Source organism: Oceaniglobus trochenteri (assembly GCF_020529025.1).
In the GTDB taxonomy this organism is placed as follows: Bacteria; Pseudomonadota; Alphaproteobacteria; order Rhodobacterales; family Rhodobacteraceae; genus Oceaniglobus; species Oceaniglobus trochenteri.
Genome location: NZ_JACNMM010000011.1, coordinates 44,995 through 68,285, shown reverse-complemented (window position 1 = coordinate 68,285; position 23,291 = coordinate 44,995). Strand labels below are relative to the sequence as shown.

Sequence of the window (23,291 nt, the reverse complement as noted above, 5' to 3'; positions counted from 1 at the left end):
CCCTTGCCGGCATGCTGCGCGAAGCCGGACGCCTGCCCGCCGGACCCGGAGGCATGGTGTGAGCGATCTTTCCGCATCCCCCACCGCCGCCCCCCGGCGCATTTCACCCCACGCCAAGCGCGGCGGGGTCAAGGCAGGCGAAAACCGGTTCGGCATCCTGCTGCTGATCCCGGCCCTGACCGCCTTCGGGCTGGTCGTGCTGTTCCCGTTTCTGGAAGCGTTGCGGCTGTCATTCTACGAATTCACGATCCAGATGATGTCGCCCGAATTTGTCGGGCTGGACAACTTCCGCCGGATCCTGACCGATCCGACGATCATCGGATCGTTCGTCACCACGCTGATTTTCGTCAGCCTGACCACCTTCTTCTCGATCACCATCGGCCTTGGCTGGGCCTTGATCCTGAACCACCCGTTCCGCGGGCAGGCGATGCTGCGGGGTCTTTCGCTTCTGCCCTGGGTGATGCCTGCCGTCGTGGCTGCGTTCCTCTGGGGCTGGATCTTCAACTCGCGCTATGGGTTGCTGAATTCGCTCGCGCTGGATTTCGGGTTGATCGAATATCCGGTCGCCTATCTGTCGACCAACGCCGGGGCCATGGCCGCCGTCGTCATCACCAAGACCTGGCTGTCGGTGCCGCTGTTCATGGCGTTCTTCATTGCCGGGCTGCAAAACCTTGACCGCGAACAGATCGAGGCGGCGCGGGTGGACGGCGCGGGCAACTTCCATGTCCTGAAAGACCACGTCCTGCCGCACCTGCGCCCGGTCATGATGGTAACGGTGGTGCTGGGCATTGTCGGCAACCTTCAGCACTTCGATACGATCTGGGCGCTGACCGGCGGCGGGCCGGTGCGGGCCACCACGGTGTTGTCGATCGAGGTCTATCGCCGCGCCTTCGAGCAGTGGGACATCGGCATGGCCGCCACCGTGGGTGTTGTCTGGGTCGCCACGATCCTGCCGCCCGCCTATTTCTACCTGCGCCAACTTATGATGAGGGCCGAATGATGCTGGACCTGTCCACACCACAGGCGAAGCTGGGCTTCGTCATCTTTGCGGGGCTGATCGGGTTCTTCCTGTTCTTTCCGGTCTACTGGTTGTTGATTTCATCCGTGAAGCCGAACGCCGAACTGTACCTGACCCGCCCCACGCTGTTTCCCGAAAGCTTCACGCTGGATCACTTCCGCCGCGCGTTGTTCGAGGGTGGCTTGCTGCTGCAACTGGGCAATACGCTGTTCGTGTCGCTGTGTTCGGCGGTGCTGAACGCGACGCTGGCCTGCTATGCCGGGTATTCCTTTGCGAAATACCGCTACTTCGGGCGCAAGCCGATCATGCTTCTGATGCTCAGCGCGCAGATGTTTCCCTTCGGCCTTCTGCTGATCACGCTTTATCCCAGCTTCACGACATGGGGTCTGCTTGATACCCGCGGGGGGCTTATCATTTCCTATGTCGTCTTTGCCCTGCCGGTGGCGACCTACATGATCTACAGCTATTTCAGCCAGATCCCGAACGAACTGATCGAGGCGGCACGGGCGGACGGGGCGGGCGATCTGCGCATCTTCCACACCATCGTTCTGCCGATCTCGATCGCGCCGGTGGTGACGGTCGTGCTTTACAGCTTCATGTGGAGCTGGAACGACCTCTTGTATTCCCTGACCCTGATCGTCAGCGAGGACAAGCGCACCGTCGGGCCGGGGCTTCTTCTGACCTATCTGAACGACAGCAAGGCCGACTGGGGCGGCGCCATGGCCGGATCGCTTCTGGCATCGCTGCCGGTGATCGTCGGGTTCATCCTGTTGCAGCGCTTCTTTATCCAGGGCGTAACGGCGGGGGCGGTGAAATGATCCTGCGTGGCGCTTTTCCCGTCCTTCCCACGCCCTTCGATTCCGAAGGTGCCGTCGATCCGCAGGCCTTTGACCGGATCATCGACTTTGCCGTCACCTGCGGCGCCCAGGGCTGTGTCTATCCCGGCGTCGCGTCGGAAGTGGACACGCTGAGCGACGACGAGCGGGAGGCCCAGGTCGCACGGCTGGGGGCGCGGCTGGCGGGGCGCATTCCCTTCGTCGTCGGCGCCAGCGCGCCGACCCCCGAGGCCGTGCTGAACCACATCCGCATCGGTGCGGCGGCGGGCGCTGCGGTGGCCATGGTCATCGCCCCCGGCTCCATCGGGCGCGATGCCGCGGCCCAGACGGCGTTCTTTGCCGCCATCGCCAAGGACAGCCCGCTGCCCATCATGCTGCAGAACCAACCGGTGCCCATCGGCGCGGGCCTCTCGGCCGAAATGGTGGCCGAGATCGCCGCCGCGGTGCCCAACCTGCGCTATGTGAAGGAAGAAACCCTGCCCTGTGGCCAGAACCTGACCCTGATCCGCGCCGCCTGTGGCGATGCCATCGACGGCGTGTTCGGTGGTGCGGGCGGGCGCTACATCACCGACGAACTGGCACGCGGATCGCTGGGCACGATGCCGGCCGTCGAATTCACCGATCTGCATGTGCGCCTGTTCAACGCCTGGCAGGACGGGGACATTTCCGAATCCCGCCGCCTGTTCATGGTGGCCCTGCCCGCCCTGAACCTGCAGGCGGTGTTCCGCATGCACATGACAAAGCACACGCTGATGCGTCGCGGCGTTCTTGGTTCGGTGCATGTGCGCGGCAAGGGGCCGGCGATGGACGCCGAGGACCGCCGCGAACTCGACACGCTTCTTTCGCTGCTGTCGGACGAATTTCAAACCTGCCCCCTGAACGATGTGGATGGTGGCGAAAGATGAAAGACCACAGAATGACCAACCGGCTTGATGCCATCACATCCATCGAAACCTTCATCATCGACATCCCGCGCGAGGTGCCCTACCTCGGGCCGCTGCGCGAAGGAGAGTCGGTGAACGCCAAGGGCTATCTTGTGCGCAAGGGCAACCGGTCGATCTACCCCGCCTCTGACCTGAGCGTGGTCATCAAGATCACCGGCGAAAGCGGCAAGGTGGGCTGGGGCGAAACCTATGGCATCGCCGCCCCCGAGGCGGTGAAGGCCATCATCGACAACCTGCTGGCGCCTGTCATGCTGGGCCGTGATCCTTCGGATGCGGCGGTGATCCACGAAGATCTGTACGACCTGATGCGCGTGCGCGGCTTTTTCGGCGGCTATTACCTTGATGCGCTCGCCGGGCTGGACATTGCCTGCTGGGATCTGTTCGGCCAGGTGACGGGGCTGTCGGTGACGCAGCTTCTGGGTGGCAAGCGCCACGATCGCCTGCCCGCCTATGTGTCGGGTCTGCCCCGCGCCACCCTGAAGGAACGCTGCGACCTGGCGGTCGAATGGGTCGGCAAGGGGTTCAAGGCGATCAAGTTCGCCGCCGCGGTTTCCGACGATGGTGTCGTGGCCGAAATGGCCGCCCTGCGCGAGGCGGTGGGCGATGGCATTCACCTGATGGTCGACCTGCACTGGAAGTTCGAGGCCAGCGAGGCGATCCGCCTGATCCGCAAGCTGGAGCCCTATGACCTTTATTTTGCCGAAGCGCCCTGTCAGCCCGAGGACATCGAAGGCCAGACACGGGTGGCGCGGGGCATCGGCGTGCCCCTGGCCCTGGGCGAGGAATGGCGCACCACCTATGAATACCGCCCCCGGTTCGAAGCCCGCGCCATGGGCATCATCCAGCCCGAGATCGGCCATACCGGCATTACCGAATTCGCCCGGATCGGCGTGATGGCCCAGGCCTTCCACACCAATATCATTCCCCATGCCTCGATCTCTCTGGGGCTGTTCATGGCGGCATCGCTGGTGTCGACCGCCGCGTTGCAGCGCGTGCCCTATCACGAATACCAGCATTCGGTCTTTGACAGGAACCTGGCGTTCACCGATGGGGTGATGGGCTGTGCCGATGGCTATTACACCCTGCCCGAGGGGCCCGGAATCGGGGTGCGGCCGAACGACTCGATCTTCAACTACATCCGAAAGGTCTGATCCATGGCGCAGGTTGCCTGGGAAGGTATCTATCCCATCCTCTACGCCTTCTGGGACGACACCGGCGCGCTGGACCGCGCCGCGATGTCGGCCCAGGTGGAACACTGCATCAACGCGGGTTGCCATGGCATCGCGGTGCTTGGCCTTGTCAGCGAAGTTCACAAGATGGACGTCAACGAACGGCTGCACCTGGTCGAGATGGTGGGCGACCTGATCGGCGGGCGTGTGCCCTATGCCGTCACGGTCGGGGAACCTTCGGTCGCCGGACAGATCGCCTTCTCGCGCGCGGCGGCGGCGGCGGGGGCCGATTGGGTGATCCTGCAGCCGCCCCCGATCAAGGGAACCTCGCAGGGCGATCTGATCCGCTTTTTCGGGGGCGTGGCCGATGCCGTGGCCGTCGATGTGGCGGTGCAGAACAACCCCGTAAACCTTGACGTATCGCTGTCACCCGACGGGCTGGTGGCGCTTCAGAAGCAGCATCCGAACATCTGCCTTCTGAAAGGCGAAGGTTTCTCGGTCGATATCGCGCGGGTGATCGAACAGTCCGACGGGGCGTACCGGGTGTTCGGCGGCCATGGCGGCATCGAGTTTCCGGCCCTCCTGCGCTCGGGCGGGGCCGGATTGATCCCGGCACCGGATTTCCTGGCGCCCCAGGTCGAAATGTTCGAACTGTGGAAAAAGGGAACACCCGAAGCCCTGGCCCGGATGGAGGAAATCCACCGTGCCCTGCTGCCCGCCATCGTGTTCATGTCGCGCAGCGTTCCCGCGATGCTGTGCTATGGCAAGCGCCTGTTTGCCCAGCAGGCCGGCTTGTCCCCCGGCGCAGACCGTTCGCCCGCGATGCAACCCGACCCCTTCGGCATGTCCGAAGCGCGCCGGTTCGCCACTGAGATCGCCCGGATCACGGCCCCCCGCCAGGCGGCGGAATAGGGCGCGACAGGCACCAGCCGATCGCAGCGGTGCGCATATCGGGCATCCGCCCGCCCTTGGCAGGCGGATGCCACCCCTGCGGGAGTCTCACCCGCGGTGAAGGTTTCGCAGGAACCTGCCCGAGAGCGGCCCTCAGGCCAATGTTCCTGCCGGACATGATTTCGGACGAGGGGCGGGGCCCGTTTCGCGGGGCCGCTATCGGCGGCGACCGGGCTTCCCCAAAAAAAACCTGACGGCCACCATGGGCATCGCCTCGGCCTTCAGAAGGCCCCTTCGCCGGGGGGATTGACCGCCCCCCGGCGCACCGTTTCAGATCACGGGCAGCGAGGCGATCATGGCCTTCAGGACATCGTCGGCGGGTTTGGTCCACCAGTTTTCTGCCGAGAAGATCTCGACCTCGACCAGGCCGTCAAAGCCCTGCGCCTCGACCTTCGCGCGCAGGGCGGGGATGTCGATGACGCCTTCGCCCATCATGCCCCGGTCGGTCAGAAGGTCCTGCGTGGGGTTCATCCAGTCGCAGACATGGAAGGCCAGCAGGCGTTCGCGCCCCGCCCGTTCGATCTGTGCCGCGATGGCCGGGTCCCACCAGACGTGGTAGACATCCAGCGCAACCCCGATGCCATCGCCCAGTTGATCGCAGATATCCAGCGCCTGGCCCGTGGTGTTCACGCAGGCGCGGTCGGCCGCATACATCGGGTGCAATGGCTCGATCCCGATCTTCACGCCAAGGGTGCGGGCATAGTCCAGCGTTTTCGCCAGCCCCTCGGTCACGATGGCGCGGGCGGCGTCGATGTCCTTGCTGCCCTCGGGCAGGCCGCCCACCACCATGACCAGGCATTCGGCGCCGATGGCCGCCGCCTCGTCCACCGCGCGCTTGTTGTCGTCGATCACCTTTTGGGTCAGCGCGCCCTCGGCGGTGTACCAGCCCCCCCGGCACAGGCCCGACACCCCCAGGCCCGCGTCGCGGATCAGGCGCGCGGCCTTGTCCACGCCGCAATCCTGCAGCTTGTCGCGCCAGGGGGAAATCCCCCCGATGCCGTGGCGCGCGCAGCCCTCGATGCACTCTTCAAGGCTCCATTGCTTGCTGACCGTCGCGGTGTTGAGCGACAGGTCGGCGGCGGTCAGGGCCCTCATGCCGATACCCCCCGCGCCTGGAACACCGGACGGGCGCGGCGCGCCACCTCCTCGGGGTCGGTGAAGAGCTGCGCATCGTTGGCCAGGCGGATCGCATCGGCCAGGTGCAGGGTCGAACGCGCCGATTCCTGGCCGCCGATCATGGTAAAGTGATCCTGGTGGCCCATGAGATAGGCCAGGAAGACCACCCCGGTCTTGTAGAACCGCGTCGGCGCCTTGAAGATGTGGCGCGACAGCGGCACCGTGGGGTCGAAGGCCGCGCGATAGGCGGCGTTGTCCCCCGCCGCCAGCGAGGTCAGCGCCCGGCAGGCCGCCCCGGCGATGGGATCGAAGATGCCCAGAAGCGCGTGCGAGAACCCCTGGTCGTCGCCCTCGATCAGGTCGGGATAGTTGAAATCGTCGCCGGTATACATGACCACGCCGTCGGGCAGGCGGCGGCGCATGGCGATCTCCTTTTCCGCCGACAACAGGGAAACCTTGATCCCGTCCACCTTGGCGGCATTGTCCGCGATCACCGACAGGCAGGTCTCCATGGCCTTCATGTGATCGCTGTCGCCCCAATAGCCCGCCAGCGCCGGGTCGAACATTTCGCCCAGCCAGTGCAGGATCGCCGGTTGCTTCAGCCCCGACAGCACCCGGCCATAGACCTTCGCGTAGTCCTCGGGGCCCTTCGCCGCCTTCACCAGCGCGCGGCTGGCCATCAGGATCACGCGCGACCCGGTCGCCTCGACCGCCTCGCACTGCATCTCGTAGGCTGCGATCACGTCGTCCAGGGTGACATCCGGGCCGGGGGGCAGGTGGTCGGTTCCCGCCCCGCTGGCGATCAGCGCGCCTTTCGGGGCGGCCTCCATGCTGCGCTGGATCAGCTCAAGCGAGGTGGGCCAGTCCAGGCCCATGCCGCGCTGTGCGGTGTCCATCGCCTCGGCCACGCCAAGGCCCAGCGAGAACAGGTGCTGGCGGAAGGCCAGCGTGCGGTCCCAGTCGACCGCCACGCCATCGCCCGGATCGACCTGCGACAGGGGGTCGGCCACCACATGGGCCGCGGCATAGGCGGTGCGCGTCCAGTTGCCGCCGGGGGCCGGAACCGGCCCCGCCGTGAGCGTCAGCGGCACCGTGCCGCCATCGGAGTTGGGAAGGATAAGCTGTGTCATTGCCGCCCCCTCAGATGTCCAGCGCCGGAACGTCGAGCCAGCGGCGCTCCTCGGAGGATTGATAGCCAAGCTCGGCCAGCTGCACGCCCTTGGCGCCTTCCTCAAGCGTGTAGGACCAGGGGCCATCCTCGACCACGTGGCGCAGGAACTGTTCCCACTGCACCTTGAAACCGTTGTCGAAAACCTTGTTGTCGGGCACCTCGACCCAGTCCTCGAAGAAGTTCATGGTCTGCTTCTGGTCGGGGTTCCAGACCGGTTTGGGCGTGTTCACACGCGCCTGGGAATAGCAGGTGTGCAGCCCCGCCACCGCGCTGCCGTGGGTGCCGTCGATGTGGAAGGTCACCAGATCGTCGCGCCGCACCCGCGTGGCCCAGGACGAGTTGATCTGCGCGATGATGTCGCCCTCAAGCTCGAAGGTGGCATAGGCGGCATCGTCGGCGGTGGCCTCGTACCGCTCGCCCTTCTCGTCCCAGCGTTCGGGGATATGGGTGACGGCGTTGCAGGACACGGCCTTGACCGGCGCCACCACGTTGTCGAGCACATAGCGCCAATGGCACAGCATGTCCGACACCATGCCACCGCCATCCTGCTTGCGATAGTTCCAGGACGGGCGCTGTGCCTCCATCCAGTCGCCTTCGAACACCCAGTAACCGAATTCGCCCCGCACGCTGAGGATCTTGCCGAAGAAGCCGGAATCGCGCAGGCGCTTCAGCTTCAGCAGGCCGGGCAGGTCCAGCTTGTCATGCACGATGCCGTTCTTGACGCCGGCCTTCTTGGCGTGACGGGCGATTTCCACCGCTTCGGCCAGGGATTCCGACACGGGCTTTTCCGAATAGACATGCTTGCCCGCGTCGATCGCCTTCTTCAGAAGGCCGGGGCGCATCTGGGTGCTGGCGGCATCGAAAAAGACCGTGTCATCCTTGTTGGCCAGAGCCGCGTCAAGATCGGTGGTATAGCGTTCCACCCCATGGCGCCGGGCCAGCTCTGCGATCTTCTGTTCGTTGCGCCCGACGATGATCACGTCGGGAACCAGAAGATCGCCGTTCTTCAACCGGACACCGCCCTGATCGCGGATCGCCAGAACCGACCGGATCAGGTGCTGGTTCATACCCATCCGCCCGGTCACCCCGTGCATGATGATGCCGATACGTTGTGTGCTCATGTGACTTCCTTCATCGTCTGCTGTTCAGGTGTGGATGCACCGGGCCACAGGTCGAAGACCGTGCGCGCGGCGATTTCGAATGTCTCGCGGGCGGTGCCTGCGAGAGCGAAGGGTTCAACCCCCATGGGGGCCGTCCAGCCCCGGGCAAGGGCCGCAAGAATGGCGTCGAACGGATCGTTCCCCGTGCCGGGGGCGCCGCGGTTGGTGTCGTTCAGGTGGATGTGGCCGATCATCCCCGAGGGCAGCCAGCGGGCGATCAGGTCGGCCACCGGCGGTTCGGCCTGACCCGCGGCCGAGGTGTCGATCATCGTGCGGAAGGCCGGGTTGCCCACAAGGCGGCACAGGTCGGCGCCTTCGTCGACGGTGTTGATCACCTCGGTTTCGGCCCGCGACAGGGGTTCGATGCAATAGATCAGCCCCGATTCCCGCGCCGCCATTGCGACGGGGGCAAAGAACTCAGCCAGGGTATCCATGGTGCGGGCCGGGGTGGCGCGGGGCATCGGCACCCGCTGTTTGGGCGATCCGTGGACCATGACGCCGGCACCCAGCTCGGCCGCCAGGTCGATCAGCCCGAAAAGGATATCGCGGGTTGCCATCCGGCGCAGGGGGTCGGTGATCGACGCCTCGCCGAAACCCGACAAAAGCCAGTGCATCCCGGTCACGCGAATGCCCTCGCCTTCGATCTGGGCGCGGATCTCGGCAATGCGGGACGGGCTCAGGCGATGGGGCGTCTCGCCCAGTGTCATCGGGTCAAGCTCCAGCCCCATGGCCCCCAGTTCACGGGCGATGCGGGCCTGATCGGCCAGACGCGGATGTTCGGCGGCCAGCAGTTCGTTGCAGAAGGTGAGCTGCGGTTTCACGATCCACCCTCCAGCCAGGCCAGAACCATCTGGGTGATCAGCTTGCGCCGTTCGGCCAGTTGCGGTGGATGCGCGATGTCACGCCCGAAGACCGATTTCAGCGTGTGGCGGTTGGCCACCGGAAAATAGCAGAGCGAGGCGACGGTGATGTAGAGTTCGACCGGGTCCACCCCCGCCCGGAACCGCCCCTCGGCCACGCCACGGTCAAGGATCAGACCGATTTCGCGCACCAGATGCGACTGGATTTCCGACAGGTCACCGATATCGGCGATGGTATTGCCGCCGCGCAGGTTCTCGGTGTTCAGCATCGACACGAACCAGGGTTTTTCGATGAAATGGTCCAGCGTGAACGACACCAGCGCCGCGATCGCCTCGGAGGGGGCGAAATCGGTGAGGTGCAGCGTGCGTTCGCCTTCGCGGATCTGAACGTAGGCCTCGCGCAGGGCGGCGGCGTAAAGGCCGTCCTTGTCGGTGAAATAGCTGTAGATCATCGGCTTGCTCATGCCGCTGGCCTTGGCGATACGGTCGATCCGCGCCCCGGCATGCCCGTGCTCGGCAAACTCGGCCAGGGCGGCGGCCAGGATGTCGGCGCGCGCGGCCTCGGCATCGTGGCGGCGGGGGGCGCGGCGGGCCATCAGCCGCGCGCCTTGCGGGTGAAGGGGTTGCGCGCGGCGACAAAGCGGCGCACCGGCCCGATGGACAGGATGATCGACGTGGCGATGATGATGGCAAAGCCCGCCGAAATCGGCCGGGTGAAGAAGGCCGTCACATCGCCATCCGACAGGATCAGCCCCCGGCGCAGCGACTTGTCCAGCAGATCGCCCAGGATGATGCCCAGCACCAGCGGCGCGACGGGATAGTTCATCTGCCGCATCAGGAACCCGATGATTCCGAAGGCCACCATCACCCAGATGTCGAATATCCGCTGGGTCAGGGCATAGGGGCCGATGACGCAAAGGGTAAAGACCACCGGCATCAGCCAGGCCCGCGGGATGCGCAGCACCTGGATGAACAGCGGCGTCAGCGCGACACCGAAGACCCCGATGGCAATGGTGGCAAAGACCATCATCGCGGCAACGGAATAGATGAAGGTGGGCGCCTCCAGCATGATCATCGGGCCGGGGCGGATGCCATGGATGAACAGCGCCGCGATCAGGACAGCGGCCGGGGCCGAACCGGGCACGGCCAGGGTCAGCGCCGGGATCAGTGCGCCGGGCACGACGGCCGAGTTGCCGGTTTCGGCGGCGGTCAGGCCCTCGGTGCTGCCCTTGCCGAACTGGTCGCGTTCGGGCGACTTGCGGCGCGCGGCGGCATAGCTGGCCCAGGCGCCGATATCCTCGCCCACGCCGGGGATGATCCCCACCAGCGTACCGATCACGCCCGAGCGCACGATGGTCAGACGATAGCGCCAGAGATCGACCAGCGCGGGCAGGCTGCTGCCCTTGCTTTTGCCGTTGGCCATCTGCGGCACAGATTGCCACATAACGCTCAGCACCTCGGCAAAGCCGAAGGCACCCACCATGGCCGGGATCAACCCGATGCCACCGTTCAATTCGCCCCAGCCGCCGGTCAGGCGCACATGGGAATGGATGCCGTCCGAACCGACCATGGCCACCATCAGCCCCAGCATCCCGGCGATATAGCCCTTGAGCGGCGAGGAGCCGCCGGTCAGCTGACCCGAGATCACGATGCCGAAGAGCGCCAGCCAGAAGAATTCGTAACTGCCGAACTTCAGCGCCGCCTCGGCCAGGGGCGGGGCCAACATGACCAGAAGGATGATGCCGATCAGCGTGCCGAAGGCCGAACCGGCGGTGGCCAGCCCCATGGCATAGCCCGCCCTGCCCTGCTGGGCCAACGGGAAGCCGTCCAGCGCGGTGGCCGCACTGGCGGGCGTGCCGGGGATGTTCAGCAGGATCGCGCTGCGCGACCCGCCGTAGATGGCCCCGACATACATGCACAGCAGCACCAGGATCGCGGCGTCGCGGTCCATCGTGTAGGTCAGCGTGGTCAGAAGCGCGACGCCCATGGTGGCCGTCAGCCCGGGAAGCGAGCCGACGAAGATGCCCAGAAGCGTCGCCCAGGTGACGTGAAACAGGGTGGTGAATGTGGCCAGCTCCCAGAGGGCGGCGCCGAAGTTTGCAAATCCGGTCATGGCAGGCGCACCAGGAAGGCATAGCGGAACAGGGCACCGATGATCCCGGCGGCAAGGATGCCGAAGACACAGCCGATGACCGCACGTTTCACCGGCGGCAGGCCCGTGTCGAAGATGATGACGAAGCCCGCGACATAGATCGCCGTGGCCGCGTAGAACGGCAGGTTGCCCACCATCAGCAGCGCGAAAAGGCCGCTCCAAACACCGGCGATCAGCATGTTGCGCCACGAGGCGGCGGGCGGCGGATCGTCCGGGTCACGCGCCCCCAGAAACAGGAACACCGCGCAGATGCAGATGCCGACACCCAGCATCATCGGAACCAGCCCCGGTATCGACGAGGGGTGAATGCGGCGGATTTCAAGCCGGTCCATGGTGTAACCGGCCCAGAGCATGACCAGCCCCATGGCGATCAGGACGACAGCGGTGATGCGGTCGGCGCGTGCGGAATCAAGGCGCATGAATGGCGTCCTCGTGAGTTTGCGGAATGTGCGGGGTTATCGAAGGCGCGCCGCCCGGAGTGCAGGGCGGCGCGCGGGGCCTTTATTCGGCGGCGCAGGTGATGCCGAACTCGGACGGATCGACGACGGCTTCGCCGCGGGTGACGCGGGCGCAGGCCTCGGCCTCGATCACGGGCATCGCCTTTTCAAGGGCGGCGGCACCGGCAGAGGGCGCGAAGACCGCACCGCGATCCTTGGCATAGGCCTTGAGCTCGGGCGAATTGGCGATCTTGTCGTTCCAGATCGCCTCGACCGTGGCGTAAACCTCGTCCGGGGCGCCGGTGGGGATCAGGATGCCGAAATAGTCCGAGGCGACCGGGAAATCGGGCATGAAATCGGTGATCGGCGGAATCGCGTCGATGCCTTCGATCTCAAGCGCCTGATCCGACAGAACGGTCAGCGCCCGCAGACGGCCGGCGCGGATCATCTCGGTCTGTTCGACGGCAAGCTGGGTGGTGGCCACGACTTCGCCGCTGGCGGCGGCCATCACGGCGGGGGCGCCACCGTCATATGTGACCATGCGCGCGCCAAGTTCGCCCTCGGCCGCTTCGCCGATGGCTGCCATGGCCATGCCGCCCGACGAGTTCACGCCGGCGGTGCCGATGGTGACGCCGCTGCCCTTCATCGCTTCCAGAAGCTGGGCGAAGTCAGTGTATTCGCTGTCGGCGTTCACGCTGACCACCGGCACGTTGGCCACGCTGAGGTAGATTTCGTAATCCTCGATCGAGGTATTCTCGACCAGGCCGGTGACGGCATAGGTGGCGTTGTTCGCCACGGCGTTTGCCGTCCAGGTGTATCCGTCGCGCGGGGCGTCAAGCGCCGCCTTGGTGCCGATCGACCCCGACGCGCCCGGCTGGTTCACGACGACGACGTCGGTGCCAAGGGCCTCGGCCAGGATGGGGGCGACGACGCGGGTGACCTGGTCGGTCGATCCGCCTGCCGACCACGGCACGATGATGTTGATGGGGCGATCCGGCTGCCAGGTCGCGTGGGCATCGGCCAGCGCGGCCATCGGAGCGGTTGCAAGCAGACCGAGGGCGGCAATGGATGCCGTTACTTTGTTGTTCATGTATTCCTCCCAAATACTACCAACTGGTAGATATACTACCAACTAGTAGGAAATGGCGATTCGGTCAAGCATCGGTTTCCGCGATCCACCCCCCTGCCCCGGCATGGCCGAGGGAGGAGACCCCCTCGGCCCGCAAACACTCAGCCCACCAGCGACGCGTCGAAGGGCACGCGGGTGCCATCCGAGAGGGCCACGGATGTTGCCCCGACCTCCATCGTCAGGGGGCCGGCGGCGGCCGAGGGAAGGGCGCCCATGGCCGTGCGGACTTCGACCACCGGCGCGGCGCCAAGATCGATCGCGGTCGCGATGCCTTCGCGCGTCAGGGCGTTTTCGGCGCAAGAGGCTTTCCGCCCCGCCGGGCCGAAGCTGCACACCTCTTCGATGCCCAGAACGCCCAGGTGTTCGCCGTTCCAGGGGGCATAGGGCCGCCCGCCGTTGGACATCCACAGCATGGTCTGGGGCAGAACCGACACCGGCTTGATCAGCATGGCCACGTCGCGATCCGCGGGCCGCACCGCTGTGGCCCAGCCATGGGGCCCCTCGGGCGCATCCACCAGCATCACCAGATCGACATGCCGCTCGGCCCAGGGATAGCGCGTCAGGTCCACCGGACCCTGCGCCGAGGGAAAGGCCGTCAGATCGGTGGATTGCGCCGGATAACGCAGAATCGACCGCCCGCCCCTTCCGTCCGGCTCGGGGACATTGGCCGAGGTTTCGGCCCGGCGCTTGGGGGAAAAGGCCAGCACACCGCCCCTGCGCAGATCCAGCATGGCGTGATGCGCGACGGGCAATCCGCCCTGCCCGCCCGTGAAGCGGTGGCACTGGTAAAGGAAGGGGTGGTCATCCAGCAGGGTCCAGACCTTGTGCACCGTCGCCCCGGCCACCCGGCGGCCCAGTTCGAAGGTCGCGCGCCGCCCGCCCGCGATCTCCACATCCTCGACCAGAGACCAGGCGCTGTTGGCCGTCCAGCCGTGGGGCGGCGCGCCCTCGACATCGTCCCGCACGAAGGGCGCGCAGAAGAAATCGCCCGACATGCGGCGCAGGTGGGGCGGCATGTCTGGGGCGAAGCGGGCCGGATCATCGGGGCCATCGGCCCAGGGCACCCGCGACCAGGGGTTAATGTCGCGGCCGTCGCGATGCACCTCCAAGCTGTGCAACTGGCCGTGGTCAAGATCCAGCGTGGCGCTGATTCCACGTGCCGTCAGGCTGTGCAGGGCAACGGTCATGTCCGGCACCGGCGGTTGGCATCTACGCGACGAGAAAGGGCAACGGGGGGCATCATGGGCTGGGGTTCCTGCATCCGTGGAAATCACTTCAACCGCCCCGGCACCTGGCCGGGTGGGGCTGAAAATCGCAGGACAGCATGATTTTAGCGGAAATGCACGGTACTGTTTGCCCCTTTGCCGGGGTCAGCCCCGGTTCAGCGCGGGCATTCGTGTGACGCGCGGTTTCAGGGCATCGTCCCATGTCACCGTGCCGGGGTCGATGGTGATGCCGTGGTGGGCCAGGGCGCGGGCCAGGGTCGCGCGGGGGGCCGGGCCTGCCATGGCGGCGGCGTGTTCGGGCGGGGCAATCGCCCAGTCCACCAGGTTGCGCACCGCCTGGTCCAGCCGCAGGGCCGAACCGGCAAGCCCGCTGCCCGAAGGTTGCGCAACGCGACCACCCTCTTCCAGGGTGACGGCCATTCCCGCGAAACTGTAGGTCCCGGGAGGCATGGCGGCGGCCACCACCGCATCGCTGACCAGCACACAGCGCGCCGCCCCCTTCAGGGCGATCAGGGCGCGCAGGGCCTCTTTCGGAATGTGGTGCCCGTCGGCGATCAGGCAGGCGGTCAGGCGCGGTTCGGCCAGCTGTGCCAGAAGCGTGTTGTCGAGTTTCGGCAGAACCTGCGGCAGACCGTTGCCCAGGTGGGTCGACAGGGTCATGCCCGCGTCGGCCGCGGCGCGGATCGTGGCGAAATCCGCCGCCGAATGGGCCACGGCCACGGCCTTGCCCGCATCCACCCAGGTTCGGATCGCCGCCATGGCGCCGGGCCGTTCCGGCGCAAGGGTCACCAGAAGGATCGGGCGTGACAGGTTTTCATCCAGCCCGGCCACCAGCCCCGTGTCGGGGTCGCACATGGCATCGGCGGGATGACAGCCGTGATAGCCTTCACCGGGGTTCAGGAAAGGCCCCTCAAGGTGATAGCCGGGCACCATGAGAGGGCCCAGCCGACTTTCCCGTACCGCCTTGTCCAGCGCGGCGAAGCGGACGCGCAGATCCTCGGGGGTGGCGGTGATCAGGGTCGGCAGGCAGCCGGTGACGCCATCCTCCAGCATGGCCGCAAGCGCCACGTCCAGCGCCGCGGCGGACATGGCGGGATCGTTGAAATCGACCCCGCCGTATCCATTCACCTGGAGATCGAAAAGCCCCTCGGTCTGCACGGCGCCACCCTCAGCTTGCCGCAGACGACAGAAGCGAGGCGGCCGCCGGGTCCAGGTGGACGCTGACCGCATCGTGGCCCTGCAGGATCGAGGCAGGCGCGGTGTTGGTGACCGGGCCTTCCAGCGCGGCCTTCACGGCCTTTGCCTTGCGTTCGTCCGGGATCGACAGGATGATCTTGCCCGACTTCAGGATCTGGCGCACCGACATCGAAACGGCCTGGGCGGGCACATCCTCCAGCGTGGGGAACCAGCCTTCGCCGAACTGCTGGTTGCGGCAGGCCGTGTCGAGATTGACCACGATATAGGGTGCATCGGTGTCGAAATCGGCGGGCGGATCGTTGAAGGCCAGGTGGCAGTTTTCGCCCACGCCGGCGAAACAGACGCAGATGTCCTCGGCCGCAATCCGCTTGTTCAGGCGGGCGATCTCGGCGTCGATGTCGGCGGCATTGCCGTTCACGGCGACGAATTCACCCAGGTTGCCCACGGGTTCGACAAAGCGGGTCTGAAGATAGCCCCGGAAGCTGGCCGCGTGATCGTCGGGCAGGCCGACATATTCATCCAGGTGAAAGGCGGTCACGCGGCTCCAGTCCAGGTCTTCCCTGACCAGGTGTTCCAGCATCTCGAACTGGCTGGCGCCGGTGGCCACGATCACCGCCGCACGTCCGTCACGGGCGATAGCGGCGCGGATGGCCTCGGCGCCTTCGCGGGCGGCGGCGCGCCCCATGGCCTGCTTGTCGTCATGAACCGTCGTCTGCATCCCAGCACCTTTTGAACATTTCTGTTTCGATATACCGATATGAAAAGAAGTCGCCTGTCAACACGCCATCAAAAGCGGAAAGTTATTTAGAACAGTTTCGTTCAAATATGTTGACCCAGCGCAGAATCCGCGCTTTGGTGACCGCAAAGCAAACAAACACCAAGGGAGACTCACAATGAAAATGCGCCACGCCCTTCTTGGGCTTCTTGCCAGCGCCGCCTTCGTTCCGGCGGCCGTTTCGGCCCAGACCGTCATGCGCCTGGCCGAAAACCAGCCCGACACCAACCCGGTGACCGTTGCCATGTACCGCTTTGCCGACCTGGTGAAGGAATACACGGACGGCGAGATCGAGGTTCAGGTCTTCTCGGGCGCCCAGTTGGGGCAAGAGCCGGAATCCATCGAGCAGACCCAGGCCGGAATCATCGATTTCAGCCGCGTGAACTCGGTCGGCCTGGCCAACGTCAGCCCCTCGATGGGCGTCTTCACCCTGCCCTATGTCTTCGCGGGCTGGGATCACAAGTACAAGGTTCTGGACGGCGATGTCGGTGACGAGGTTCTGGCCGATCTGGAAAAGGTCGGGCTGAAGGGCTTTGCCTACATGGATGCCGGCGCGCGGTCGTTCTACACCGTCGAGGGCAAGACGATCACCAGCATCGAAGACCTCAAGGGCATGAAGATCCGGGTGCAGCCCGCGCCGATCTCGATCCGCATGATGGAGCTTCTGGGCGCCGTGCCCACCCCGATGAACTATGGCGAGGTCTATTCCGCCCTTCAGACCGGGGTGATCGACGGGGCCGAGAACGATTTCGTCAGCTATCACACCTCGGCCCATTACGAAGTGGCGCCGAACTATGTGGTCGATGCCCACCTCAGCCCGCCGGCCCTGATCCTGATGAACAAGGCCCGGTTCGACGGTCTGCCCCCCGAACACCAGGACGCCATCACCAAGGCCGCCGTCGAAGCCTCGATGTATGAGCGCGAGATCATGCGCGAAGCCAACGAAAAGGCCCGCGACACGGTGGTCGAGGGCGGCGCAACGGTGAACGAGATCGACAACGCGCCCTTCCAGGCCGCCGTTCAGCCGATCTATGAAGAGTTCCCGGACCTGCTGCCGCTGCTCGACCGTATCGCAGCCGCGAAATAACGGGCGGATCTGATGACAATGGCGTGGCGCGGCCGGCTGGCAAGCATTCTCGATTGGCTCAACCGGCTGGCCGCCCTCGCCTGCCACCTTCTTCTGGTCGCCATCACGGCGATCACCGTGGCGCAGGTGTTCCTGCGCTTCGCGCTCAACAGCCCCACCAGCTGGTCCGAGGAGATCGCGCTTCTGTGCCTGATCTGGTTCGGGCTTCTGGCCGTGGCGGTGGGCATTCGGCGGCATGAACATGTCGCCATCACCTTCTTTCGTGATCTTCTGCCCCGCCCCCTTGCCCTGGCGCTGGATTACCTGGCGCAGCTGTCGATGGCGGGCTTCATGTTCACGGTCATGTATTACGGCGAAGACCTGATCGCGTTGACCGGGGTTCAGGTTCTGCCCGCCTCGGGCTGGCCGAAATCACTGCTTTACTATCCCGCGATCGCCGGTGGCGCCCTTGGCATCGTCAACGCGCTTGGCAACATGGTGCAGCGCGACGTGACGATCCCCGACGCCCACGATCCCGCACACCCGGAGGCCCACAATGTCGGTTGACTGGATCGGAATCGCCCTGCTTCTGGGCGGGTTCCTGGGGCTGATGCTGATCCGCGTGCCCATCGCCTTTGCCCTTGGGCTGGCCTCTCTGGCCACCGCGATGCACCTTGGGCTGCCGCTTCTGGTGGTGGCGCAGCGGATGATCAACGGCTTGAATTCCTTCACCTTCCTGGCGGTGCCCTTCTTCATCCTGGTGGGCAACATCATGACCGAGGGCGGCATTTCCGACCGGCTGGTGAAACTGGCCGATGTCCTGGTGGGGCGGATGCGCGGCGGGCTGGCCCATGGCAACGTGGTGGCCAGCACCATGTTCGGCGGCATCTCGGGGTCATCGGTGGCCGATGTCGCCTCGATCGGGTCGTTCCTGATTCCGGCGATGAACAAGGCGGGCTATCCCCCCGGATATTCGGTGTCCGTCACCATCACCTCGTCGGTGCAGGGTGTCCTGATTCCGCCCAGCCAGAACATGATCTTCTATGCCCTGGCCGCCGGGGGCCTGCCGATTTCCACCCTGTTCCTGGCCGGTTACGTGCCCGGCTTCCTTCTGGGCGGGTCGCTGATGGTGATCTGCGCCATCATGGCGCGCAAGCATCGCCACCCCATGGGCCGGCGCTATGACCTGCGCAGCGGGCTGGTGACGCTGGCCGATGCCGCCATCGGGCTGTTCACCATCGTCATCATCATCGGCGGCATCCTGTCGGGCATCTTCACCGCCACGGAATCGGCCGCCGTGGCCGTCGTCTATGCCCTGCTGGTGACGCTGTTCTGGTATCGCAGCCTGAACCCGGCCTCGATCGGGCGGATCTTCGCCACCACGCTCACGACGCTGGCCATGGTGACGGCGATCATCATGACATCCTCGGTCTTCGGGTTCCTTCTGTCCTATCTGCGCATTCCCGCGCTGTTGGCCGAGGCGATCTTCTTCATCTCGGACAACAAGCTGTTCGTGCTGCTGGCGGTGAACGTGCTGCTGCTGGTGCTGGGAATGCTGATGGACATGGGCGTGCTGATCCTGCTGCTGACGCCGATCCTTCTGCCCATCGTCACCAAGGTGGGGGTCGATCCGATCCATTTCGGGGTGATGATGATCCTGAACCTCGGGATCGGGCTGTGTACGCCACCCGTCGGCACATCGCTGATCGTCGGTTGCGGCATCGCGCGCATTCGCATGGGCCCTGCCCTGCGCCAGATGTGGCCCTTCTATCTGGCGATGATTGTGGTTCTGCTGCTGGTCACCTATATCCCTGCGCTTACGATGACACTCCCCGCCCTAATGCGATAAAGCCCCGCCATGGAGACCGACCGCACAGACGATCTTGTTGCCGTGGCCTCGCTTGTGCGCAGTGGCCAGGCCACCAACCGCGGCGAGATCTCGCGCCAGCTTGGCATGCGCTCGACCACCGTGTCCGACCTGGTGGGACGCCTGATCGCGCAGGAGGTTCTGCACGAGAACGCTGCGCGGGGCCGGGGCAAGGGGCGCCCGGCGGCGGTTCTGTCGTTCAACCAGCAAAGGCTGGGCGCCGTCTTCGTGACCGTGATCGACCAGTCGCTGGTGGCCAGCGCCGTCGATCTGGGGCTGCGGGTGCTGGGCCAGGTCACCGCCCACCCCCCGACCCACAGCGACACCGAAACCGTGGCCCGGATGATGCACCGCCTGGTGCAGGACACCGCCGCGCTCTTCGCGCCGCAGGTGGAACTGGCCGCCGTGGTCTGTTCGATGTCGGGCCTTCTAGATGCCGAACACAAGATATGGTGCGTCTCGGCCCGCTGGCCCGAGCTGCGCAACCTCGATCTTGGGGCCGCGCTGGGGGATTTCGGCTGCCCTGTCTGGCTGATCCGCAACCTTGATGCCGAACTGGCCGGTCTGCGGGTTATCGAACGTCACCACCCCGAGGAAAACGCGCTTCTGCTGCACTGGGGGCACGGGATCGGCGCCGCCTATGCCTCGGGCGGGGAGGTGGTGAACCGCAACCGCGGGCGGTTCTGCGAGATCGGGCACTGGGGCCTTGGCAACGGGCGCGGGCGGCAATGCAGCTGCGGCAATACCGATTGCCTTGAGACCGTGGCCGGGCTTTGGGCCATCCGCCCTGCCCTTGCACGGGAATTCCCCGGCCTGCCCCACAGCGAAAGCGGAATCGCCGCCCATCTGGCCCGCATGGACCTGCGGGATTCTCCGGCGATCCAGGGCGCCCTGGCCGAGGTGCTGCGCCTGACGGCGAACCTCTGCCGCCTGCTGTTTCCCGAAAGGGTGATTCTGACCGGCCCCTTCGTGCAGAACCCCGATGTCTTCGCCCGCTTTGTGCAGACCTTCGATGCCGCGCCCATGCTGCGCTCGCTTGACAAGGTGCGCGTTTCGGTCAGCGACAACAGCGACCTGTCAGAGCTTTCCGGCGCGCTGAGCGAACCCATGGACCGCGCCCTGCGCGATCTGGTGGCCGGCAGCGATCAGCGCGCGCGCAGCCTGCGCGCGGCCGAGGGTTAGCTCCTATTCCACCCCGACCCTTTCCCAGAAGGCAAAGATCGCCTCGGCGTTCATCGGTGAGATCCAGCCGTGCCGTTCGAAATCGGCCCGCGCGGCGGGGTCCTCCAGCGTCGACATGAACAGACGCTTGTCGGCGTCGCGCTGGGTGGGGCTGCGGGCGGCCATGGCATCGCGCACCCGGGCCAGGCGTTGCGCGCGCGCGCTGGGTTCGCCGGCCACTTCGGGGTTCGGGGTTTCGTCGCGGTAATCGTCACGCAGCGCCGCCTGAAGATAGCGCACGGGGCTTTTGACGTTCCCCTGCCCCGCCACATAGCTCAGCTTGTCGCGCACGTAATCCTCGCCGTGTTCGCCGATCCACTGGCGCGCCAGGCGGTCGCTGGCACCAAGCGCGCGCAGCTTCTGATAGACGGCGCCCCCCCGCACCGCGCCGCCGTCGTCGATATCGAGGATGGAAAGCTGCGGGTTCTCCGAGATGAGAAAGCGGATATCCGTCACCGCCCTGCCCCGCTTGCGGGTTTCGGGCGTGACCACGATGTTGCTGGTCTTGTTCACCTCGTCCACCGCGGGCTTGATGATCTTGGCGTTCAGATGCTTGTAACTTTCGTAATAGGCACTGTCGGCCACCCCCATCAGGCGGCGGAACAGGTCCAGCGGCCACCACCCGGTGCTGCCGGTGCGCACGAAGCGATAGCAGTTTTCGTAAAGCGCCAGGGCATGCCCGCCGGTGAACCTTCGCTGGATGTTCAGGTTGATCAGAGCAAAGACCTTGGGGTCGTTCAGCTTTTCGGCCAGGGCCGGGGAATAGGCATATTCACAGACCCCGCCCTTCAGCTTGGCATAGCTCAGTAGGCTGGACACGCCCCATTCCTGTTGGCCCTTGGCATCCAGCATGTCCCATTCGGCCACCGTTTCCGCCAGGCCGCGCAGGGATTGCTTCAGCGTCTCCATGTCGTTGGAATTGTAGCCGATCATCTGGCACAGGGTGCGCGCGTCGATCTGGTGGCTGGGTTGCAGGATCAGCGTGTCATAGGCGTTCAGCAGAAGAACATTGCTCAGCTTCCGCTGCAGCAGGGTCAGCTTGCCCGAGACATGAATCGCGGCGACGTGTTTCTTCACCGCCCCACGCCTGAGCGATCCGGTCAATTGCTCTCTGGGTATCTCGTCCATGATTCGCCTGCCCTTTGCGGTTGCCCGCCTTTGGTCTACCTTTGCCCAAAAGGCACCCTGTGACAACGGGGTTTCGGGTGCCTTAATGCGCCGCGACGGTCTGGTAGGGAAATTGAAAGGAACCCGTTTCCGGGATCACCCGAATCGGGGGCCGACCCGATGCGTGACGAATTCAAGCAAAAAGGCTCTTGAGCGGGTCGAAAACCGCATTCGGGGCCGGTTCACCCCGTATCCGGGTGCCTTTCATCCCGAAGCCGGGTCCCCTTGAACCTGTTTCCGGGTCCCCAACTGCCCCTATCTTATTGTAAAACCCTGTGAAATTGGCAGCAAAGATTCTAAAGTCCTGAAAGATTCTACACCTCGTGGGTGATGTTTCTTTTATTTTCAGCAATGACAGAGCCTATTTCCGCCAAAGTGATTCACAAGACCCGGGGCATGTGCGATAGTTCGGCCAACATACCCTGCAACGTCGTACATCCGTGGATCTCATGTCGTCCAACTCAAAAACACCCCTGCCCCCTTACGCCAACATAGACCCCGCGCAGGCCGCGGCCAAGCTGGCCCAGCCCATCGATACCGCGCGCTTTGCCAAGGCGGCGAATTTCGCGGCGAAGGGGCGCGATGATCTGGCCCGGCGCGGCTATGCACCCGATGGCAAGAAGCGTCTGCGCCGGTTCTCGACATGGGAGGTTTGCCGCTATCTCATCCCCGTCGCCCCGGCCCACCTGCGCCGGGTGCTGAAGGCCCATCCCGACCTGCCCCAGGGCGTGGGTGATGGCGGGTCGAAGTGGTATTCGCTGGAGGATATCCTGACGCTGCGCGAACACTTCGCCGAAGAAGGGGCCAGCAACCGCGAATACCTGCCCTGGCGGCCTGAAGGTCTGCCGGCCAAGATCGTCGCCGTGGCCAACTTCAAGGGGGGCGTCGGCAAGACAAGTACCGCCGCGCATCTGGCGATGTCGGCGGCGCTGGACGGCTACAAGGTGCTGGTGATCGACCTCGATTCCCAGGGCTCCATGACCTCGATCATGGGGGGCAGCGTTGCGGATGAATGGGAAACCGCCTTTCCGCTGATCGCGCGGGATTACGCCCGCCATGTGGTGGACGAAAACGCCGTGCGCCGGGCCTCGGGCGCGCCGGAACTGCCGCTTGACGAAACCCTGAACGAGGCGCTTCAGGTTTCGCCGCGAAACCTGATCCAGAAAACCCACTGGCCCAATATCGACCTGATCGGCGCACAGCTGAACCTTTACTGGGCCGAATTCCAGGTGCCGGTCTGGCGGATGCAGCTTGGGTCCTGGCCCCTGTGGGACGCGCTGGGAAATGCCCTGTCCGAAGGTGGCGTGCTGGACGATTACGACATGGTCTTCCTCGATACACCCCCTGCCCTGGGCTATCTGACCATCAACGCGCTGTCGGCGGCGGATATTCTTCTGGTGCCTCTGGGGGCGTCGTTCCTTGAGTTCGATTCCACCGGCCGTTTCTTCGACATGCTCTATTCCACCTTCGCAAGTATCGAAGAGGGCGAGAATGCCGCGCGGCGGCGCAACGGGCTTTCGGAAATCCGGTTCGAATGGGACGCCGTGCGCACCATCATCACGCGGTTCGATGCGGGCCAGCAGACGGACCTGGCCAATGTCATCCAGGCCTACTTCGGCGATTTCATGACGGCCTTCCGCCAGGATGTGACGGCCATGGTGGGCCAGGCCGGTGAGCAGGTGAACGGCATCTACGAGGCCGATTACCGCGAGTTCAACCGCGATACCTATACCCGTGGACGGGAGACCTTTGACCGGACATGGGCCGAGGTGAAGGAAGTGATTTTGGGCGCCTGGTGGCGCGATCTGCAGATGGAGAAGGAAGGCTGA

The 23,291-nt window shown here is 65.2% G+C and carries 22 protein-coding genes; 10 read left to right on the top strand and 12 right to left on the bottom strand.

Annotated features, from left to right (window positions below):
• Window positions 1-58 precede the first annotated feature (58 nt).
• Genes H7828_RS22755 through H7828_RS17875 form a run of 5 tightly spaced genes read left to right on the top strand, consistent with a single transcriptional unit; the run spans window position 59 to window position 4,879 of the window.
• Window positions 59-1,000, top strand: coding sequence for a carbohydrate ABC transporter permease (locus H7828_RS22755; RefSeq protein ID WP_226782434.1), 942 nt, complete (start codon window positions 59-61; stop codon window positions 998-1,000).
• Window positions 997-1,836, top strand: a complete 840-nt coding sequence (locus H7828_RS17890) for a carbohydrate ABC transporter permease (RefSeq protein ID WP_226782433.1) — start codon at window positions 997-999, stop codon at window positions 1,834-1,836. Before H7828_RS22755 ends, H7828_RS17890 begins: the two co-directional genes overlap by 4 nt.
• Window positions 1,833-2,759, top strand: a complete 927-nt coding sequence (locus H7828_RS17885; protein ID WP_226782432.1) for a dihydrodipicolinate synthase family protein — start codon at window positions 1,833-1,835, stop codon at window positions 2,757-2,759. Before H7828_RS17890 ends, H7828_RS17885 begins: the two co-directional genes overlap by 4 nt.
• Entirely contained in the window at window positions 2,756-3,949 is a 1,194-nt protein-coding gene (locus H7828_RS17880) for a mandelate racemase/muconate lactonizing enzyme family protein (protein ID WP_226782431.1), read from the top strand. Before H7828_RS17885 ends, H7828_RS17880 begins: the two co-directional genes overlap by 4 nt.
• Window positions 3,950-3,952: 3 nt before the next feature.
• Window positions 3,953-4,879, top strand: coding sequence for a dihydrodipicolinate synthase family protein (locus H7828_RS17875; protein ID WP_226782430.1), 927 nt, complete (start codon window positions 3,953-3,955; stop codon window positions 4,877-4,879).
• A 309-nt stretch (window positions 4,880-5,188) separates the two neighbouring features.
• Here H7828_RS17875 and H7828_RS17870 read toward each other — a convergent pair whose 3' ends face one another.
• The 11 genes from H7828_RS17870 to H7828_RS17820 all read right to left on the bottom strand — a co-directional run bounded on the left by H7828_RS17870 (window position 5,189) and on the right by H7828_RS17820 (window position 16,084).
• The gene (locus H7828_RS17870) at window positions 5,189-6,013 is read right to left on the bottom strand and encodes a sugar phosphate isomerase/epimerase family protein (RefSeq protein WP_226782429.1); all 825 of its coding nucleotides are present in this window, start codon (window positions 6,011-6,013) and stop codon (window positions 5,189-5,191) included.
• Entirely contained in the window at window positions 6,010-7,164 is a 1,155-nt protein-coding gene (locus H7828_RS17865) for a dihydrodipicolinate synthase family protein (RefSeq protein ID WP_226782428.1), read from the bottom strand. Before H7828_RS17865 ends, H7828_RS17870 begins: the two co-directional genes overlap by 4 nt.
• Before the next feature lie 10 nt (window positions 7,165-7,174).
• Complete coding sequence (locus tag H7828_RS17860; RefSeq protein ID WP_226782427.1) at window positions 7,175-8,326, bottom strand: Gfo/Idh/MocA family protein; 1,152 nt, start codon at window positions 8,324-8,326, stop codon at window positions 7,175-7,177.
• Window positions 8,323-9,186 carry a sugar phosphate isomerase/epimerase family protein gene (locus tag H7828_RS17855; RefSeq protein WP_226782426.1) on the bottom strand — a complete coding sequence of 288 codons (864 nt, stop codon included), beginning with the start codon at window positions 9,184-9,186 and terminating at the stop codon, window positions 8,323-8,325. The genes H7828_RS17860 and H7828_RS17855 overlap by 4 nt, the downstream gene beginning before the upstream one ends.
• Complete coding sequence (locus tag H7828_RS17850; protein ID WP_226782425.1) at window positions 9,183-9,821, bottom strand: TetR/AcrR family transcriptional regulator; 639 nt, start codon at window positions 9,819-9,821, stop codon at window positions 9,183-9,185. Before H7828_RS17850 ends, H7828_RS17855 begins: the two co-directional genes overlap by 4 nt.
• Window positions 9,821-11,338 (bottom strand): tripartite tricarboxylate transporter permease, encoded by a 1,518-nt coding sequence (locus H7828_RS17845; protein ID WP_226782424.1) that lies wholly within the window; start codon window positions 11,336-11,338, stop codon window positions 9,821-9,823. The genes H7828_RS17850 and H7828_RS17845 overlap by 1 nt, the downstream gene beginning before the upstream one ends.
• Entirely contained in the window at window positions 11,335-11,796 is a 462-nt protein-coding gene (locus H7828_RS17840; protein ID WP_226782423.1) for a tripartite tricarboxylate transporter TctB family protein, read from the bottom strand. The genes H7828_RS17845 and H7828_RS17840 overlap by 4 nt, the downstream gene beginning before the upstream one ends.
• Before the next feature lie 82 nt (window positions 11,797-11,878).
• On the bottom strand, window positions 11,879-12,904 hold the full coding sequence (locus H7828_RS17835; protein ID WP_226782422.1) for a Bug family tripartite tricarboxylate transporter substrate binding protein: 1,026 nt from the start codon (window positions 12,902-12,904) through the stop codon (window positions 11,879-11,881).
• A 140-nt stretch (window positions 12,905-13,044) separates the two neighbouring features.
• Entirely contained in the window at window positions 13,045-14,130 is a 1,086-nt protein-coding gene (locus H7828_RS17830; RefSeq protein WP_226782421.1) for a hypothetical protein, read from the bottom strand.
• Between the two features lie 183 nt (window positions 14,131-14,313).
• Window positions 14,314-15,327: an N-acetylglucosamine-6-phosphate deacetylase gene (locus H7828_RS17825; RefSeq protein ID WP_226782420.1), complete on the bottom strand. Its 1,014-nt coding sequence runs from the start codon at window positions 15,325-15,327 to the stop codon at window positions 14,314-14,316.
• 10 nt (window positions 15,328-15,337) lie between these two features.
• Window positions 15,338-16,084, bottom strand: a complete 747-nt coding sequence (locus H7828_RS17820; RefSeq protein ID WP_226782419.1) for a glucosamine-6-phosphate deaminase — start codon at window positions 16,082-16,084, stop codon at window positions 15,338-15,340.
• A gap of 175 nt (window positions 16,085-16,259) precedes the next feature.
• Here H7828_RS17820 and H7828_RS17815 point away from each other — a divergent pair, with 175 nt between their 5' ends.
• From H7828_RS17815 to H7828_RS17800, 4 genes are read left to right on the top strand one after another with little or no spacing between them, the layout of a single operon-like run.
• A complete protein-coding gene (locus H7828_RS17815; protein ID WP_226782418.1) occupies window positions 16,260-17,228 on the top strand; it encodes a TRAP transporter substrate-binding protein in 969 nt (322 codons plus the stop codon).
• A gap of 18 nt (window positions 17,229-17,246) precedes the next feature.
• Window positions 17,247-17,774 (top strand): TRAP transporter small permease, encoded by a 528-nt coding sequence (locus tag H7828_RS17810; protein WP_226782417.1) that lies wholly within the window; start codon window positions 17,247-17,249, stop codon window positions 17,772-17,774.
• On the top strand, window positions 17,764-19,056 hold the full coding sequence (locus H7828_RS17805; RefSeq protein WP_226782416.1) for a TRAP transporter large permease: 1,293 nt from the start codon (window positions 17,764-17,766) through the stop codon (window positions 19,054-19,056). The genes H7828_RS17810 and H7828_RS17805 overlap by 11 nt, the downstream gene beginning before the upstream one ends.
• Before the next feature lie 9 nt (window positions 19,057-19,065).
• Entirely contained in the window at window positions 19,066-20,256 is a 1,191-nt protein-coding gene (locus tag H7828_RS17800; protein ID WP_226782415.1) for an ROK family protein, read from the top strand.
• Window positions 20,257-20,259: 3 nt separating this feature from the next.
• On the opposite strand, the gene H7828_RS17795 is transcribed toward H7828_RS17800, so the two are convergent.
• On the bottom strand, window positions 20,260-21,423 hold the full coding sequence (locus H7828_RS17795) for a replication initiation protein (RefSeq protein ID WP_226782414.1): 1,164 nt from the start codon (window positions 21,421-21,423) through the stop codon (window positions 20,260-20,262).
• A 488-nt stretch (window positions 21,424-21,911) separates the two neighbouring features.
• Here H7828_RS17795 and H7828_RS17790 point away from each other — a divergent pair, with 488 nt between their 5' ends.
• Window positions 21,912-23,291, top strand: coding sequence for an AAA family ATPase (locus H7828_RS17790; RefSeq protein WP_226782413.1), 1,380 nt, complete (start codon window positions 21,912-21,914; stop codon window positions 23,289-23,291).